The sequence below is a fragment of the Porphyrobacter sp. AAP82 genome (assembly GCF_000331285.1).
GTDB lineage: Bacteria > Pseudomonadota > Alphaproteobacteria > Sphingomonadales > Sphingomonadaceae > Erythrobacter.
The window spans coordinates 1-12,785 of sequence record NZ_ANFX01000011.1; the positions used below are offsets into that span (position 1 = coordinate 1).

The window sequence follows — 12,785 nt, forward strand, 5'->3', positions numbered from 1 at the left end:
CGCCAGCGCCCCCCGGAGCCGCCACAGGCGCTGCCCCGCCCGGCTTGCGGGCGGGCACGGGGGCCATGTCATGGCCGGTCGCCGGACGGCGGGCCGGCAGGCTCGGTGCGGGGATCAGCGCATCGGGCACGACCGGCCCCGCGCCCGCCGGCGGGGGCGCGGTGCGCCCGCTCACCGCCGGCTCGAACCCGGCATAGCCGCCGCGGAACGCCGCCGCCGAGCCGCTCGCGCCGCGGGTGCGGTAGAAGCGGTGCGCGCCGATCGTGCCGATATGGTCGAGGCTCGACGCCCAATAGGGATTGACCCAGAGCGTGTGGTAATGCGTCGCAAGCCCGACCGGGGAATAGACGCTGCCGTTCAGGGCCTCGGCCGCGATCCGCTGCGCCCGCGCCCAGCTTGGCCCCCCGGGACGCCGCGCGAGGCTGCCGTCGCAGGTGAAGGTGAACTGGCAGCCGGTCGACCGCTCCGAGCCCTGGTAGACCACGCCGCACACCGAATTGGGCCAGCTCGGGTGGGCGACGCGGTTGAGCACGACCTGCGCCACCGCACGCTGCCCGGCCTCGCTCTCGCTCGCGGCCTCATACCACACGGCCTGCGCGAGGCATTCCGAGGCCCTGAGGCGCGAGATGTCGCTGCCGGACATAGTGAAAGGCCGCGCCGCCGCGCCGACATCGATCAGCGCGCCCAGCTCGCGCCCGCTTTCCGCGCCCTGGGCGAGCGGATCGTCGGTCGGCAGCGCCACCAGCGCGGTGCCGGCAGGGTCGGCCATGAAGTAATAGGCCGAGCCCGGAAAGCTCTGCCCGGGGCGCTCGAACGGAAGGGCAGCCTCGGCGGCCTTGCGCGTGGCGAGCGCGGCGGTGCTCTCGACCGCAGGGCCGGGCAGCTCGCCGACACCTCCGGTGGCCGCCATCGCCGGAACCGTGATCGCCGCGAGCAGCACCGCAAGGCGCTTCCTGGCGGTCTTGGAGAACCATGCGATGCGCGGCAGTTGCCAGCCGCGCCGCGGCGCGCGCGCGGCCACATTGCCCGAGGTGTCGACGAAGAATGTACGCTGGCGGGCCATGGTCGCACCCCGCTTACGCACGGGTGCGGGCAGGGGCGAGCGCGCCGCGGGCCGGCGTCCCGTTTCCGGACACACTGCCCCGCGCGGTTAACCCGTTGCACGCGCGGCAGCGCGGCCTTATCGCCCGGGGCGGACATGGCGCGGGATCGCATCACGAGGGGGTCACGGGGCCGATGCGGCAGAGCGCTGCTAGCGGGGCTGACGCTCGCGCTTGCCGCTTGCGCGCCTGACGCCCCGGTGCAGCCGAAAAACCCCGCGCATCCCACCATCGTCAGCCTCAACCCCTGCCTCGATGCGATCCTTGTCGAGGTCGCCCCGCCGGATCAGGTGCTGGCGCTGTCGCACTATTCGCGCGATCCTTCCTCCAGCTCGATCCCGGCCGCCACGGCCGCGCGCTACGGCGTCACCGGGGGCACCGCCGAGGAGGTGATCGCCGCCGCTCCCGATCTGGTGCTCGCCTCGATCTTCCTTCCCCAGCCGACCCGCGCCGCGCTTGAGCGGGCGGGGCTCAGGGTGGAGACCTTCGGCAGCCCGGTCAGCATTGCCGAGAGCGCTGCGCAGGTGCGCAGCCTCGCCGCGCTGGCGGGGCGCGCGGACGCGGGCGAGGCGCTCGCCGCGCGGATCGCTGCCACGCCGCCTGCGCCGGGCGCGCCCATCGACGCGCTGTTGTGGCAGCCGGGCGAGATCGTCGCGGGCGAGCAGACCCTCGTGGCCGAATTGCTGCGCGAGGCGGGCTTTGCCAGCGACGCTGTGCGCCGCGGTCTCGGCCAGGCCGACCGCGTGAGCCTCGAGGCCGTGCTCGCCGATCCGCCGCAAGTGCTGCTGGTGGCGGGCGATGCCGCGGGCCAGCGCCATCCGGTGCTGGCGCAGGGGCTTACCGGCACCCATGTCGCCGCCTTCGATCCCTCGCTGATCTATTGCGGCGGGCCGACCGTGCTGCGCGCCCGCGCGCGCCTTGCCGGGATCCGCGCCGCATTGGAGGCGCGGCCGTGAACCGCGCTGCCATCGTCTTTGCCGCGCTGCTGGCGGTGCTGGCGGTGCTCTCGCTGCTGGCCGGCCGCGTGTGGATCGCGCCCTTCGGCGACGGCCCCCAAAACGCCGCGCTGATCCTTGCCGAACTGCGTCTGCCGCGGGCGGTGCTGGCGGTGGTGATCGGCGCCGGCCTCGGGGCGGGGGGCGCGGCGATGCAGGGCTACCTGCGCAATCCGCTCGCCGATCCGGGCCTGTTCGGCATCGCCCCGATGGCGGCGCTGGGCGCGGTGGCGAGCTTCTGGGTCGCGCCCCTCCTGCCTGCCGCGCTGGCCGCCTGGAGCCTGCCGGTCATGGCGCTCACCGGCGCGGCGCTGGGGATGGGGGGCCTTGCGCTGATCGCCGGGCGCACCACGTCCGACGGTGCGGGGGGCGCAGGCGGCGGGATCGCGCTGTTCACGCTCGCCGGGCTGATGCTGGCGAGCCTTGCCGGCGCCCTGACCGCGCTCGCCATCACCCTTGCGCCCAATCCCTTCGCGCTCTCCGAAATCGTGCTGTGGCTCAACGGCGCGCTTACCGACCGGTCATGGCGCGAAGTGGGGATCGCAGCGCCCCTGACGGTGGCGGGGATCGGCGTGCTGGCGCTTGCGGCGAAGAGCCTCGACGCGCTGACCCTGGGCGAGGATGCCGCGCGCTCGCTCGGCGTCGATCCGCGGCGGCTGCTGGGGCTGCTCGTGATCGGTATCGGGCTGACGGTGGGCGCAGGCGTGGCGGTGGCCGGGATCATCGGTTTTGTCGGGCTGATCGTGCCCCATCTGGTGCGCCCTCTCACCGACCGCCTGCCCTCGAGCCTGATCCTGCCGAGCGCGCTTGCGGGCGCGTGCCTGGTGCTGGCGGCGGACAGCATCGTGCGGGTGCTGCCGTTCGTCACCGAGCTGCGCCTCGGCATCGCGCTCTCGCTGATCGGCGCGCCGTTCTTCGGCTGGCTGCTGGTCCGTATGCGGCGGGGGAGGCTGTGATGCTGACGGCGGAGAACCTCACGCTGCGGCGCGGGGGCCGCAGCGTGGTCGAAGGCCTGACCGCAAGCCTTGCGCCCGGGGGGATCACCGCGATCGTCGGCCCCAATGGCGCGGGCAAGTCCTCGCTGCTGCTGGCGCTTGCGGGGCTGCTGGAGCCTGCGGGCGGCGCGGTGAGCCTGGATGGCACCGCGCTCGGGGCGATGACCGCGCGCGGGCGGGCGCAGGCCATCGGCTACCTGCCGCAGAGCCCCGACATCGCCTGGGACGTGAGCGTCGCAAGCCTCGTGGCGCTCGGCCGGCTGCCGTGGCGCGACCGGGGGAGTGCCGAGGTCGAAGCCGCGCTCGCCGCGCTCGATTTGGGGGCGCTGCGCCATCGCCCCGTCAGCCGGCTGTCGGGCGGCGAGCGGGCGCGGGTGCTGCTGGCGCGGGTGCTGAGCGGTTGCCCGCGCTGGATCCTCGCCGACGAGCCGCTCGCCGCGCTCGATCTTGGGCACCGGGACGCGCTGGTCGCGCACCTCAAGGCCTGTGCGGCGGCCGGGCAGGGGGTCGCGATCGTGCTCCACGATCTGGCGCTGGCGATGAACCATGCCGATCACGTGCTGGTGCTGGACGAGGGGCGCCTTGTGGCAGAAGGGCCCCCCGCCGTCGCGCTCGCAGCGGAGAGGATCACGCGCGTGTGGGGTATCGACGCAGCGTGGGTCGGCGAGCCGGGGCGGCGGGGGCTAGTTACGGGCAGGTGAGGCGGTCATGTGGCAGGCAAGCCCCGGGAAAGCTCGACCCAGCCATCAGTTCCGCCACCCGCCGGCGCCCGCAGACGAAGCCAGGTTGCGACCCTCGAAGGGACCCGGCCGGCTCTGCGGGGAGGCCTTCTGACTGACAGAAAAGGCGGTCGTTTGCGCCTTCATATTTTCTGTAGGGGCGCAAGAATCCCAGGCAAATCACGGAAAATATAACACAAGTCTGTCATGCCCGGGCGCCTCGGTCGGTCAGGACCCCGGCGGCGGCGTCCGCGATTTTCCGCCCCGGCCTTGGGGCATTTGCCTATTCGGCGGTTTCGCCCTAGCCTCCGGCCGCGCTTCGCAGGGCGGCCGGCTTGCAGCTTGGGTCCCGCGCGAACCGCAGCACGGGGGTTCCGATGAGCGATCCGGTGGGCGCGTACCGTTACAAGGCGTTCATCAGCTACAGCTGGGCCGATGCCAAGTGGGGCAAGTGGGTCCAGCACGCCCTCGAAACCTACCGCACCCCGCGCGCGCTGGTCGGCGAGGAACGCGCGCTCGGGCCCGTGCCGGCGCGGCTCCACCCGCTGTTCAAGGACCGCGAGGAGGAGGCCGCCGGCGCCAGCATCGGCGCGGCGGTCGAGGCGGCCTTGGGGGCGAGCGAATTCCTGATCGTGGTCTGCTCGGCCACCTCGGCCAGATCGAAGTGGGTCAACCGCGAGATCGCGTGGTTCAAGACCCACCGCGATCCCGCAAAGGTGCTCGCCCTCATCGTGGGCGGGGAGCCGGGCGATCCCGAGAACGAATGCTTCCCCAAGGCGCTCACCCACCTTGTGGGCGCCGACGGAGCGGTCACCGACACGCCCATCGACACGCCGCTTGCCGCCGATGCGCGCGAGACCGGGGACGGCAAGCGCATCGCCCGGCTCAAGCTCGCTGCCGCCATGCTCGGCGTCGGGCTCGACGAGCTGGTCCGCCGCGACGAGCGCCGCCGCACCTTGCGCACCCGCGCGGTGGTCGCCGTCTCGCTGACGCTGGCGGCGGTGATGAGCACGCTCACCTGGTTCGCGGTCGAAGCGAGGAAGGAGGCCGAATTCCAGCGCAACCAGGCCGATGGCCTCGTCGAATTCATGCTCACTGACCTGCGCGCCAAGCTCGAGCCGGTGGGAAGGCTTGACGCGCTCGACGTGGTCGGCACGCGGGCGCTCGATTATTACGCCAAGCAGAAGCTCGCCGATCTGGATGCCGATGCGCTGGGTCGGCGGGCGCAGGCGCTGCTGCTGGTGGGCGAATTGTCCAACCTGCGCGGCGACAGCGGCGAGGCATTGAAGGCCTTCACCCAGGCCGCCGCCTCGACCGCCGAACAGCTCGCGCGCGATCCGCGCAATCCGCAGCGCATCTACGATCACGCGCAGAGCGTGTTCTGGGTCGGCTACATCGCCTACAATCGCGGCGAGCTGGCCAACGCCGAGGCGCAATATCGCGAATACAAGCGCCTCGCCGACGCGCTGCTGGCGATCGATCCCAAGAACCCCGAATGGCAGATGGAGAGCAGCTATGCCGAGAGCAATCTGGGGGTGATGTTCGACGCGCAGGGGCGCATCGCCGAGGCCGAACCTGCCTTCGCCGCCTCGCTGAAAATGGCCGAAGCGAGCGCCCGCAGCAATCCCGCCGATACCGCGCGGCAGATCGAGATCGGGATTGCCGCCAACTGGTTGGGGAAGGCGAAGGACAAGCTCGGAAAGCTCTCCGAGGCCCGTGCGCTGCATGCCCGCGAGATCGCGATCTATGAAGCGGTGCTGCGGCGCGAGCCGGCCAATGCCGTGGCGAAGAACCGGCTCGGCGTCGCGCTCCAGTTCCTTGCCGGGGTCCAGCTCGAGCAGGGCGAGATCGCGGCTGCCCTCACGTCCTTCGACCGGGGCATTGCGGTTCACGCCGGATTGCTGCGGATCGAGCCCGGCAACACCGAATGGCAGCAGTCGGACGCGGGCGGCCGGATCCAGAAAGCCAGAGCCCTGATCTACGCGGGTCGGCTTGCCGAGAGCCGCGCATTGATGGACGCGGCCGAGGCGCTGCTCGACCGGATGGTGGCAAGGGACCCGTCAAACGCGGAATGGTCGACAGTCCTGCGCCAGGAGGTGCTCATCGGCCGGGCACGGCTGGCTCTGGCGAGCGGGAAGGCGGCTGAGGCGCGCGGGCCGGCCAGACAGGTGATCGCAGGGGCCCCGCGCGCGGCCGACCGTGCCAACCGCACCAGCGCTCTGATCATCGCCGGCGACATCGAGGCCCGCCTCGGGCAGGCCGAGGCGGCGCGCGCTTTCTGGATCAGCGGCCTCGAAAGCCTGCCCGCAGTCCCCGGCGCCGATGACGAGCGGTTCATGCTGCTCCGCCGGCTGGGCCGGGATAACGAAGCGCAGGCCGTGGCCGCAGCGCTCGACAGGCGGGGCTATCGCCACCCCGCCTATCTGCGCGAAAAAGGGGGCTAGCCCCTCAGCAGGACGACGTCTCGCCGAGCATGAAGTTGGTGCCCACCGATGTCTTGGTGGTGATCCGCGGATCGAGCGTGATGTAGTAATTGCCGTAATTCGGCAGCACCAGCCCCATCGCATAGGCATAGCCGGGCGCATCGTCGGGCGTGTCGTCGTCGATCACAAGCTCGCTGTCGCTGACACGAACGAAGGTCATGTCGGGGACCGTGATCGGCACCGCGGCGCTGTAATTGCCATTGGCATCGGTCCCGCAGAACCATCCATAGCCCGTCACCGGCCCGGTGCCCGAAAATTCCCCCGGCTGCGCCCAGCGGCCGGCGACCGGGTTGCCGTTCTGATCGACCATCCGGCTGGTATCGAGCATGATCGTGATGTCGATATTGTCGCTGTAACTGTCATCATGCGGCAGGGCGGTGAGATTGATGCTGCCATCGCTGCCCACGCGCCCGTTCATGGGATCGGGCACGCCATTGGTCTGCGCGAACGTGAAGGTCGCGCCGATATCATTGGCAGAGTTCCAGACCAGCACCGGCGTACAGGTCATGGTGATCTGGCGATCCATCGCGTCTGTATCCGTGGTCATGGCTATTCCCCCACCCTTGCCTGCGACTGACGGCGCTTGGCGGCCCGCAAGGGTTTCCCGGGCCTGCCGCGCGATGCACTTGGCTTCCCTTGCCGGGCGGAGGTCTTTTGCATTCTACCGGACGCGCCATGCGCGCCGTTCCCCCCGGCTCCTGCCCGTCGCCTCGTTTCGATCCCGTCGATGGGCAGCGCGGAAAATGCGCCTTTTGCAACACATTGTAAATCACGATTGCGTCCGCATGCCGGGCGTGGACAAACCTGCGCGGATACCTATCTGGCAGGAACCGATCGGCGCACTGCTCGCTCTGAGCCTGAGCGGCGGAAATCCTCGCCTCGCGCCCTTTACAACTGCGAACATTTGCGGAACACAGCCCTCCCATGAGCCTTACGACGATCTCCGTGCGCGGTGCGCGCGAACACAACCTCAAGGGTATCGACATCGATCTGCCGCGCGATGCGCTGATCGTGGTCACCGGGCTTTCGGGGTCAGGCAAATCCTCGCTGGCCTTCGACACGATCTATGCCGAGGGGCAGCGGCGCTATGTCGAGAGCCTTAGCGCCTATGCGCGCCAGTTCCTCGAGATGATGCAGAAGCCCGATGTCGAGCATATCGACGGGCTCTCGCCGGCGATCAGCATCGAGCAGAAGACGACGAGCCGCAACCCGCGCTCCACGGTCGCAACCGTGACCGAGATCTATGACTACATGCGCCTCTTGTGGGCGCGGGTGGGCACGCCCTACAGTCCAGCCACCGGCGAGCCGATCAGCGCCCAGACCGTCAGCCAGATGGTCGACCGGGTGATGGCTTTGCCGGAGGGAACGAGGGCCTATCTGCTCGCCCCCGTGGTGCGCGGGCGCAAGGGCGAATACCGCAAGGAAATCGCCGAATGGCAGCGCGCCGGCTTCACCCGGGTGCGGATCGACGGGGAAATCTATCCGATCGAGGAGGCCCCCGCGCTCGACAAGAAGTTCAAGCACGACATCGAGGTGGTGGTTGATCGCATCGCGGTGCGCGAGGGCATCGAGACGCGGCTGGCGGATTCTTTCGAGCAGGCGCTAAAGCTCGCCGAGGGCCTCGCCTATGTCGATCTTGCCGACGGCGTGGTGCCGGGGCGCGAGGGTGAAGCGCAGGGCGCCAATAGCAAAGGAGGGGCGATGAAGGGCGCAGGCCTGCCAGCGAACCGCATCGTCTTCTCCGAAAAATTCGCCTGCCCGGTGAGCGGCTTCACCATCGAGGAAATCGAGCCGCGCCTGTTCTCCTTCAACGCCCCGCAAGGCGCGTGCCCGGCGTGCGATGGGATCGGCGAGAAGATGCTGTTCGACCCGCAGCTGGTGGTGCCCAACGAAGCGCTGACGCTGAAGCAGGGCGCGGTGGTGCCCTGGGCCAAGTCCAACCCGCCGTCGCCCTATTACATGCAGGTGCTGGCGTCGCTGGCGAAGGCCTATGGCTTTGACCTGACGACACCGTGGAAGGACCTCGCGCCGGAACAGAAGCTCATCATCCTCCACGGCACGGGCGGGCTGCCGGTGCCGCTGACCTTCAAGGATGGTCGCCGCGAATACACCGTCCACAAGCCGTTCGAAGGCGTGATCGGCAACTTGAACCGCCGCATGATGCAGACCGAAAGCGCGTGGATGCAGGAGGAGCTTGCCAAATACCAGACCGCGCAGGCCTGCGAGACCTGCGGGGGCAAGCGTCTCAACGAGAAGGCCTTGAGCGTGAAGATCCCGGGCGCCGACGGGCCGACCGACATCGCCACCCCGGTGCAGATGAGCGTCGCCGATGCCAAGGCGTGGTTCCTCGGATTGGACGCGCAGCTCACCGCGCAGCAAAGCCAGATCGCCAAGGCGATCCTCAAGGAGATCAACGAGCGGCTCGGCTTCCTCGACAATGTCGGGCTCGATTACCTGAACCTCGACCGCACCTCGGGCACCCTGTCGGGCGGGGAGAGCCAGCGCATCCGCCTGGCGAGCCAGATCGGCAGCGGGCTTTCGGGCGTGCTCTACGTGCTCGACGAGCCGAGCATCGGCCTCCACCAGCGCGACAACGACCGGCTGCTGGAGACCCTCAAGCGCCTGCGCGATCTCGGCAACACGGTGATCGTCGTCGAGCATGACGAGGACGCGATCCGCGCCGCCGACCATATCGTCGACCTGGGCCCCGGGGCGGGGGTGCATGGCGGCGAGGTGGTCGCCGAAGGCACGCTGAAGCAGATCCTCAAGGCCAAGGGCTCGCTCACGGCCGACTACCTCACCGGCAAGCGCCGCATCGAGGTGCCCGCCAAGCGCCGCAAGGGCAACGGCAAGCACATCGTGGTCAGGAACGCGCGGGCGAACAACCTGAAGGGCGTCACCGCGAAGATCCCGCTCGGCACCTTCACCTGCATCACCGGGGTCAGCGGCAGCGGCAAGTCCTCGCTCACCATCGACACCTTGCAGGCCGGCGCCGCCCGCGTCCTCAACGGCGCGCGGGTGATCGCCGGGGCGCACGATGCCATTACCGGCCTCGAATATTGCGACAAGGTCATCGAGATCGACCAGTCGCCCATCGGCCGCACCCCGCGCTCCAATCCCGCCACCTACACCGGCGCCTTCACCCAGATCCGCGACTGGTTCGCCGGGCTGCCGGAGAGCCTCGCGCGCGGCTACAAGCCCGGGCGCTTCTCCTTCAACGTCAAGGGCGGCCGCTGCGAGACATGCCAGGGCGACGGCCTCATCAAGATCGAGATGCACTTCCTCCCCGACGTCTACGTCACCTGCGAGCAATGCGGCGGCAAGCGCTACAACCGCGAGACGTTGGAGGTGAAGTTCAAGGGCCACTCGATCGCCGACGTGCTCGACATGACGATCGAGGACGCCGAGGAGTTCTTCAAGGCCGTCCCCCCGATCCGCGAGAAGATGCGGATGCTGAACGAGGTGGGCCTCGGCTACGTCAAGGTCGGCCAGCAGGCGACCACGCTTTCGGGCGGCGAGGCGCAGCGGGTGAAGCTCGCCAAGGAACTCGCCCGCCGCTCGACCGGGCAGACCTTGTATATCCTCGATGAACCCACCACGGGCCTGCATTTCGAGGACGTGCGCAAGCTCCTCGAAGTGCTGCACCGGCTGGTGGACGGCGGCAACTCGGTGGTGGTGATCGAGCACAACCTCGACGTGATCAAGACCGCCGACTGGATCATCGACCTCGGCCCGGAGGGCGGGGTGCGCGGCGGGGAGATTGTCGCGGAAGGGACGCCCGAGAAGGTGGTGAAGGAGCCGCGCAGCTTCACGGGGCAGTATCTGGCGCCGCTCCTGGCGAAGTAATCCTCCCCTGCAGGCGGAGGGGGACCATCGGTAGGATGGTGGAGGGGCAGGCGAGGCTGCTGCGAACGCCCCTGTCATGCGGGCCGCGCCCCAGCATCCAGCCCGCAGCCCCGCAGTGGGTCACGCGAAGACGCCAAGAGGGCAGCGCGATGATCCCCCTCCCGCCTGCGCGGGCGGATGGGCGACGTCTGGAGGGTCGCTGTACCAGACGCCGCCCATAAGAAATGATAAAGTGCAGGAGGCCGACTTCTTGGGGGGCTATCGCCTCCTGCTAGTTGGCGTCAGTTGATTTTTCGCAGGTAATGCTTGAAAAACACTCACCGACCGCTCTTCAGGCGTTTCGGAAAGAATGCAAATTTTCTCTCATAAAATGATCGTCGCTCGCTATCCCCGGCTGTCCCTTTTATTATTACGATATTTTTTCTTTGTTGATTTCGTTTGTTCATTAAAAGATTTCATTTTTTATAACAATTGACTTGTTTATTGAAAACAAGCCGATAGCCAATCCCGCGGATATTTTCGATTGTGTATCCTTGCTTCATGTTTTCCCTGATGTCGTGAATGACCACTCTCAGGTGCATAAGTGACAGGCTTTCGTAGCCTTTGGAAATGTGAGCGCGAAGCTGGCCATACCGACAGAGGCCGTCCTTGGCGTCGAACAATGCTTCGATCACAAGTCGCTGACTTCTGGAGAGCCTATCGACTTCGCAGATTTCATTGATCGAGCTTGTGTATTTCTGAAGGTTCTCTGTCTTTTCTTCAGCCATCTTGTGTCTGTTGAAAATGACAGCGACCCTCGCTGCCATTTCTTCCGCAGCCAGGCCTTTCAGGTTCATGACGTCGTCGTAGCCAAGGTTCATCAACTTGGCTCTGCTCCTGGGGCTGAGGTTCTCGGTGACCGCGATGGTCGGCACGCGTTCAACGAGAGGCAGATTGACCTTGATGAACGATGCGAGGCGTTGCAGGTCGTTCCCGCCGACAATCACCACGTCGCATTTTTCGAACGTGCGGGGCAAATCATCGTAAAGCAGGCGATATTTATGGAACGTGACGCCTTCGAGCGCCTCTTCAATAAACGTCTCGCGATATTTCGCGAATACATCGTTTATGTAAAGATACTTCACTGTATAAAATGCGTTCTGCCGGATCGGCAGAAGTTCCGCATGCGGGATCTGTCGTAGTTTGGGGGATGAGTATTCAGCCTTCGCAGGCGCATCATCGCCCAGACGCGATTCTGTTGGTGTGATGATCGGGCTTCGGCCCGCATTGCGCGGGTTCGGATTCTGGTCGGCAGGTTCCATGGCCCATAAGATAGAAGGCCAAAATAAGGAAAGGAACCGGGATCGCTGTTAATATCCGACTGCGCGCCGATCTTTTTAAGTTATTGATATGATTAAAATACGAATGTCGTGCGGCAAGAGAAGGTTAATGAATCCTATAATTATGACAAAAATTCAACGCGAAGATGAATAACCGGTCCTTAACCATGTTAGAGAAAAGCATTATCACCGCTAACCAGCGCATTCGACGTGAAAGGTCGGTGCTCCTCCCCCGCGGCCGCCATGGCGCCGTCGAACCCTATAAAAATTGCATGCGGTTTGTGCCGGAATCGACCGAAGCTTGAGAGAGGTCGATAAACGACTTGGTTGCGCTGTCGCTGAAGCCCCTTCCTGCATCCGCGCTCTCCTGCGGCCGCGCTGGCGGGGGGTGGGGGCGCGCCTGGCGCGGCGGTTGGGTGTTCGGATCAGCTTCGCCTGCCCCTCCACCATGCTGCGCATGGCCCCCCCTCCCCGAGCGCGCTCGGGGAGGATTGCCTCGTTCGCTCCCCTCGGGCCGTCAGGCCCGCAAGCGCGCCCGCCCTCAAGCAGTGCAGCGATAGGGCAACAAGGACTCCCGCCCTCAAGCAGTGCAGCGATAGGGCAACAAAGACTTCCGCCCGCAGCGGGCGCAGCTTGCTGCGCGTCTAGCGAGGATCGCACGCCGGAGGGCGCGCGGAACCCAACAACTTCGGATTTTCCATTTTCCTACAGCCATTTCCTTCTGATAGTCTTGGCGCTTTCCGGTCATCTGTTGTCGCAAAGGAAGGTCCGATGTCCCAGCCAGCCACCACCGTTTCCTCTGGCGCTCCCTCTGGCGCCGCCTCGGCCGCGATCGTCGATCCGTCCGCGCTGGTGCCCGATCTGGCGCCGGGCGTGCAGGCGAAGTTCGTCGAGGTGCTGGCGCAGTGGGGCAATGTCCGGGCGGCGGCGGCGCAGGCGGGTGTGAGCCGCGCGCATTGCTACCGGATGCGGCGCGCGAGCGCGGAGTTCCGGCAGCTGTGGGATGCCGCCCTGGTGCTGGCGCGCCCGCAGGTCGAGGAGGTGCTCGCCGACCGCGCGCTCAACGGCCAGGTCGAGACGGTGTTCTACCACGGCGAGGAAATCGCGACGCGCACCCGCTATGACACGCGGCTGCTGCTGGCGCATCTCGCGCGGCTCGACAAGGTCGAGGAGACCTATGGCGTGCGCGCTGCGGTGCGCGATTTCGAGGAACGGGTCGAGACGCTGCGCGAGGGGCCGGTGCGGTCGCAGTGGGATGGGCACGGCGATGCGGCCGGCGATGAGGCGGCTGCGGAGTGCTGATCGAGGGCGCGGTTTTTGCGCCCAGG

Annotated in this window: 9 protein-coding genes; 6 read left to right on the plus strand and 3 right to left on the minus strand. The window is 67.4% G+C overall.

Features of this window, described 5'->3' with window-relative positions; all coding sequences use genetic code 11:
- On the minus strand, positions 1-1,063 hold a 1,063-nt coding region (locus tag D620_RS14470), incomplete at its 3' end, for a cell wall hydrolase (RefSeq protein ID WP_017664128.1).
- Between the two features lie 237 nt (positions 1,064-1,300).
- Here D620_RS14470 and D620_RS0102110 point away from each other — a divergent pair.
- The 4 genes from D620_RS0102110 to D620_RS15640 all read left to right on the plus strand — a co-directional run bounded on the left by D620_RS0102110 (position 1,301) and on the right by D620_RS15640 (position 6,253).
- Positions 1,301-2,056 carry an ABC transporter substrate-binding protein gene (locus D620_RS0102110; RefSeq protein WP_017664129.1) on the plus strand — a complete coding sequence of 252 codons (756 nt, stop codon included), beginning with the start codon at positions 1,301-1,303 and terminating at the stop codon, positions 2,054-2,056.
- Complete coding sequence (locus D620_RS0102115; RefSeq protein WP_017664130.1) at positions 2,053-3,051, plus strand: FecCD family ABC transporter permease; 999 nt, start codon at positions 2,053-2,055, stop codon at positions 3,049-3,051. Before D620_RS0102110 ends, D620_RS0102115 begins: the two co-directional genes overlap by 4 nt.
- Entirely contained in the window at positions 3,051-3,791 is a 741-nt protein-coding gene (locus D620_RS0102120) for an ABC transporter ATP-binding protein (RefSeq protein WP_017664131.1), read from the plus strand. Before D620_RS0102115 ends, D620_RS0102120 begins: the two co-directional genes overlap by 1 nt.
- A 395-nt stretch (positions 3,792-4,186) precedes the next feature.
- On the plus strand, positions 4,187-6,253 hold the full coding sequence (locus tag D620_RS15640) for a toll/interleukin-1 receptor domain-containing protein (RefSeq protein WP_017664132.1): 2,067 nt from the start codon (positions 4,187-4,189) through the stop codon (positions 6,251-6,253).
- Positions 6,254-6,257: 4 nt separating this feature from the next.
- Here D620_RS15640 and D620_RS0102130 read toward each other — a convergent pair whose 3' ends face one another.
- Positions 6,258-6,839: a hypothetical protein gene (locus tag D620_RS0102130; protein WP_033375952.1), complete on the minus strand. Its 582-nt coding sequence runs from the start codon at positions 6,837-6,839 to the stop codon at positions 6,258-6,260.
- 377 nt (positions 6,840-7,216) lie between these two features.
- On the opposite strand from D620_RS0102130, the gene uvrA reads away from it, so the two are divergent.
- Positions 7,217-10,138 carry an excinuclease ABC subunit UvrA gene (uvrA, locus tag D620_RS0102135; protein ID WP_017664134.1) on the plus strand — a complete coding sequence of 974 codons (2,922 nt, stop codon included), beginning with the start codon at positions 7,217-7,219 and terminating at the stop codon, positions 10,136-10,138.
- A 455-nt stretch (positions 10,139-10,593) separates the two neighbouring features.
- Here the strand turns inward: uvrA and D620_RS0102140 are convergent, their stop codons facing one another.
- Positions 10,594-11,439 (minus strand): helix-turn-helix domain-containing protein, encoded by an 846-nt coding sequence (locus tag D620_RS0102140; protein WP_155799943.1) that lies wholly within the window; start codon positions 11,437-11,439, stop codon positions 10,594-10,596.
- 789 nt (positions 11,440-12,228) lie between these two features.
- Between D620_RS0102140 and D620_RS0102145 the strand changes: the two genes are divergently transcribed.
- Positions 12,229-12,759 carry a hypothetical protein gene (locus D620_RS0102145; RefSeq protein ID WP_017664136.1) on the plus strand — a complete coding sequence of 177 codons (531 nt, stop codon included), beginning with the start codon at positions 12,229-12,231 and terminating at the stop codon, positions 12,757-12,759.
- The last annotated feature ends 26 nt before the right edge of the window (positions 12,760-12,785 follow it).